At 61.9% G+C, this 4323-nt stretch carries 6 protein-coding genes and 1 pseudogene; 1 reads left to right on the top strand and 6 read right to left on the bottom strand.

Annotation, left to right across the window (positions count from 1 at the left end):
* The 5 genes and pseudogenes from ACLHHB_RS04595 to rplO all read right to left on the bottom strand — a co-directional run.
* A pseudogene (locus ACLHHB_RS04595) lies at positions 1-68 on the bottom strand (30S ribosomal protein S11); the annotation flags it as partial.
* Between the two features lie 11 nt (positions 69-79).
* A complete protein-coding gene (gene rpsM / locus ACLHHB_RS04600) occupies positions 80-448 on the bottom strand; it encodes a 30S ribosomal protein S13 (protein ID WP_410217110.1) in 369 nt (122 codons plus the stop codon).
* 155 nt (positions 449-603) lie between these two features.
* Positions 604-1266 carry an adenylate kinase gene (locus ACLHHB_RS04605; protein WP_410217111.1) on the bottom strand — a complete coding sequence of 221 codons (663 nt, stop codon included), beginning with the start codon at positions 1264-1266 and terminating at the stop codon, positions 604-606.
* An 83-nt stretch (positions 1267-1349) separates the two neighbouring features.
* Entirely contained in the window at positions 1350-2720 is a 1371-nt protein-coding gene (gene secY / locus ACLHHB_RS04610) for a preprotein translocase subunit SecY (RefSeq protein WP_410217112.1), read from the bottom strand.
* Positions 2721-2829: 109 nt separating this feature from the next.
* Positions 2830-3306 carry a 50S ribosomal protein L15 gene (gene rplO / locus ACLHHB_RS04615; RefSeq protein WP_410217113.1) on the bottom strand — a complete coding sequence of 159 codons (477 nt, stop codon included), beginning with the start codon at positions 3304-3306 and terminating at the stop codon, positions 2830-2832.
* 233 nt (positions 3307-3539) lie between these two features.
* On the opposite strand from rplO, the gene ACLHHB_RS04620 reads away from it, so the two are divergent.
* Complete coding sequence (locus ACLHHB_RS04620; RefSeq protein ID WP_410217114.1) at positions 3540-4163, top strand: hypothetical protein; 624 nt, start codon at positions 3540-3542, stop codon at positions 4161-4163.
* A 55-nt stretch (positions 4164-4218) separates the two neighbouring features.
* Here the strand turns inward: ACLHHB_RS04620 and rpmD are convergent.
* Positions 4219-4323 (bottom strand): 50S ribosomal protein L30 (rpmD, locus tag ACLHHB_RS04625; RefSeq protein WP_410217115.1); only part of this gene is annotated, 105 nt, incomplete at its 5' end.

Consider the following 4323-nt stretch of genomic DNA (forward strand, 5'->3'; position numbering starts at 1 on the left):
ACATGCGCAACGCCGGTGGCGATGTTCTTGCGTTCCTTGCGCTTCATGCGGGTCTTGTCACGTGCCATGTCGCTGCCCCTTACTTCTTCTTGCCGGCGATCGGTTTCGCCGGGCCCTTGCGGGTGCGGGCGTTGGTGTGGGTGCGCTGGCCGCGGACCGGAAGGCCGCGACGGTGGCGAAGGCCACGATACGAGCCCAAGTCCATCATGCGCTTGATGTTCATCTGAACTTCGCGGCGCAGATCGCCCTCGACGGTCAGATTGGCATCGATATATTCGCGGATCTGCAGCACTTCGGCGTCGGACAGATCGTTCACGCGACGGGCGCGGTCGATGCCGACGGCATCACAGATCTGTTCGGCATACATATCGCCGATGCCGTGGATATAGGTCAGTGCGATGGGGACGCGTTTCCCCGTCGGGATGTTGACGCCAGCAATACGAGCCACGCGTTTTCCTTTTCAGTTGCGGTTCCGTAACACCGGAACCTTTTTTCACAACGCAAGGCCCGAAAGCTGTGCCTTCGGGCCAAATCGATGGGCCACCCGTGATGCGGGTGATTCTCTTGCGAGATGACGTGACATATCGGCAGACGATCCCGAGGTCAAGCCTCGGGCCGTGTCCCATTCAGCGCCTCGGCAATCTGTCTGGAAACCTCATCCATCGCTGCCAAGCCGTCGACCTGGGTCAGCTTGTTCTTGGCATAATAATAGCCGATCAACGGTGAGGTCTTCTTGTAATATTCAAGCAACCGGGTCTTCAGACTGTCTTCATTATCGTCGGCGCGCCGCTTGAGGTCGGTCGAGCCGCAGACGTCACAAACGCCCTCCACCTTCGTCGGACGCGTCTCGTCATGATAAACCTCGCCGCAGTTGCCGCAGGTGTAGCGCCCGGTGATGCGCCGCACGAGAGCAGCGTCGTCCACCTGCATTTCGATCACCGCATCCAGAGCCATGCCGGTTGCGTCCAGCAACTGCCCCAAGGCATCCGCTTGCAGCAGGGTGCGGGGAAATCCGTCGAAGATGAAGCCGTTCCCGCCATTGGCCAGCTGCTCGCGGATCAGGCCGATGACGATCTCGTCCGTCACCAACTCGCCCCGATCCATGACCTCGGCCACCCGCTTGCCCATTTCGGTGCCCGAGCTGCGCGCCGCGCGCAGCATGTCACCGGTCGACAGCTGGACCAAACCGCGCTCTTCCACCAGACGGCGGGCCTGAGTGCCTTTGCCGGCCCCCGGGGGGCCAAGCAGGATGATGTTGATGGTCATGACGTCTGTCCCCCTCAGTCGGCCCGTTCCGGGCCTTGTCCCGTATTGGCGCAGGCAAGGCCGCCCGCGCCGGCGTCATGCGGTCAGCGGCGCGACGGTGCGCGGCGCGGCTTCGCAGTTCCAGGTTTGCGTTTACCACGCAGTTGCGATTTCTCAATCAGCCCTTCGTACTGATGGGCCAGCAGGTGGCTCTGGACCTGATTGATCGTGTCCATCGTCACCGACACCACGATCAGCACGGAGGTGCCGCCCAGATAGACCGGGATCGAGAACTGGTCGCGCAGGATCTCCGGCATCAGGCAGACGATGGCCAGATAAGCCGAGCCGATCACCAGCAGGCGGTTGACGACATAATCGAGGTAGTCCTGGGTCCGCTTGCCCGGACGGATGCCGGGAATGAAGCCCCCTTGGTTCTTGAGGTTCTCGGCCACGTCATCGGTCTTGAAGGAAACGTTCTGCGTGTAGAAATACGTGAAGAACACGATCATCGCCGCGAAGAACAGTAGATAGAGCGGCTGCCCAGGACCGAAATAGGCCAGGATCACCGACATGACCGGCCCTGTCTCGTTTCCGGAAAAGGTCGAGATCGTGATCGGCAGCAACAGGAGCGAACTGGCGAAGATTGCCGGAATGACGCCGGCCGGGTTGACTTTGACCGGAAGGTGGCTCGACTGGCCGTCGTAAACCTTCATGCCGACCTGGCGCCGGGGGTACTGGATGCGGATCTTGCGGAGCGCGCGCTCCATGAAGACCACGAAGCCGATCACCGCTATCAGCATGACGATCACGAACAGGATCACAGGGGTCGAGATCGCGCCCGTGCGACCCTGTTGGAAGAAGTTTGCCAGCGCCGCAGGAACCTCGGCCAGAATGCCGACAAAGATGATCAGCGAAATGCCGTTCCCGACCCCCCGCGCCGTGATCTGCTCGCCCAGCCACATCAGGAACATCGTTCCGCCGACCAGGGTGATCACGACCGAGGCCTGGAAGAACAAGCCCGGATCATGCGCCAGACCGCCCGCCTCGAGGCTGCGTGCGAGGCCATACGCTTGGAACAGTGCCAGCGCCACTGTGCCATATCGGGTGTACTGGTTGATCTTCTTGCGGCCCTGTTCGCCTTCCTTCTTCAACTGCTCCAACGAAGGAACCATCGAAGTCAGAAGCTGAACGATGATCGAGGCCGAGATGTAGGGCATGATCCCGAGGGCAAAGACGCCCATGCGGCCAAGCGCGCCGCCGGTGAACATCGACAACATGCCGCCGATGCCCGACTGCGCCTGCTCCATGAAGTTGCGCAACGCAGCACCGTCGATGCCGGGGACAGGGATATAGGTGCCTATACGGTACATGATCAGCACGCCGATCGTGAACCAGATCCTCTGGCGAAGTTCCGTGGCCTTGCCAAGCTGCCCCCAGGAGAGGTTCGCGGCCATCTGTTCTGCGGCTGACGCCATGTGAGTCCGTCCCGTGTCATGACAGCGCCGCCGACCCGTTTTCGCGGGGACCGGCGGCGCCTGAAAACCTAGATGCTATCTATGGGGCGCAACCGCCCCGATCAACAGCTTATTCGGCCGCCGCGGCAACTGCCGGCAGCTGGACCTTGCCGCCCGCCTTCTCGACCGCCTCGACAGCCGCCTTCGAGGCGCCGGTCACGGTGATGGTCAGGCCGGACTTCAATTCACCCTTGGCCAGCAGACGGATGCCGTCCAGCTTGCGGCGCACCAGGCCCGAGGCCACCAGCGCATCTTCGGTCAGTTCAGCCGCGCCGTCGATCTTGCCCGCGTCGATGAAGCCTTGGATCTGGCCCAGGTTCACAACCGCAAACGACTTGGCGTTCGGCTTGGTGAAGCCGCGCTTGGGCAGGCGGCGGTACAGCGGCATCTGGCCGCCTTCATAACCGTTCAGCGCTACGCCCGAACGCGAGCTCTGACCCTTGATACCGCGACCGGCGGTCTTGCCCTTGCCAGAACCGGGACCGCGCGCAACGCGCTTTTTGGTGCGGTTGGCGCCTTCGTTGTCACGAATTTCATGCAGTTTCATATCGCTTCTCCTTCGCCGGACGCACCCTCGAAGCGAAACAGGGGGCCACGGCATTTCTTGCTTGTTGAGTCGGCGTACCTGATGGCACCGGGGCCCTATACGCGGAACCGCTGCATCATTCAAGCGACGCGGCCACAGCGTGCCCGCATTTGACATACTACACCACGTTGTGTCTTGAGTGGTCGCCTCTGCTTGCTAGGGACAGGTTCAGTACATTGCACAAGAGCCTACCAATGACCCTCCTGCGTCTGCTTCCCGCCGCCATTGCGGCCCTGTTTCTGACCTCAGCTGCGGAGGCCGCCGAACCGACCCTCTGCACCGCAAGGATCAATGGCCACGACGTCATCATGGGCTATGACAAGAACGAGGCTCGCCTTGGCGACACCTATTCCCGCCGCGAACTTCTGGCGACACGCTGGGGAAAGCATGATTGTCCCAGTTACGTCGTACTGCGCAGCCTCACCCCAGAACTGTCCGATGAAGAGCGGCTGCCATTCTGTCTCCGCCATGACGTAGCCAGCGAATCGGTGGTGGGGTATGATCTGGGACCACGAGATGGCTGGGGCCGTTGCCGCAAGGTATCACGCTCGGTCTGCAATCGCGTGAATCAGACAACGGGGGCAGCGGGAGCCCTGACGTCTGCTGCCGCACGGCGGTCTGTCCAAGGATTGCAGGCCCTGCCCGATGGATCTGGCGCGGTGATCCTCAGCGGAACCGGCACGGCCATTTCAGGGGCTTTGGCCTCGCTTGGCGGCGCCGCCGCTGCGGTCGCTGCCTCGCCGATCCTGCTGACAGGCGCCGCCGTGTCGGTGGTGGCCGTAGGCGGCACACTCTACGCCTGCCGCGAAGGCGAATGAACCAACAAAAACGCCCCGCATGTTGCGGGGCGTTTTCTTTACCAAGCCAAGAAGCTCAGTTCTTTTCTTCGATGATGGTCACGAGATGCGGGATCTTGTTGACCATGCCGCGCACGGACGGAGTATCCTCCAATTCGCGGGTGCGGTTCATCTTGTTCAG

Source organism: Paracoccus sp. (in: a-proteobacteria) (genome assembly GCF_046462195.1).
Taxonomy (GTDB): domain Bacteria; phylum Pseudomonadota; class Alphaproteobacteria; order Rhodobacterales; family Rhodobacteraceae; genus Paracoccus.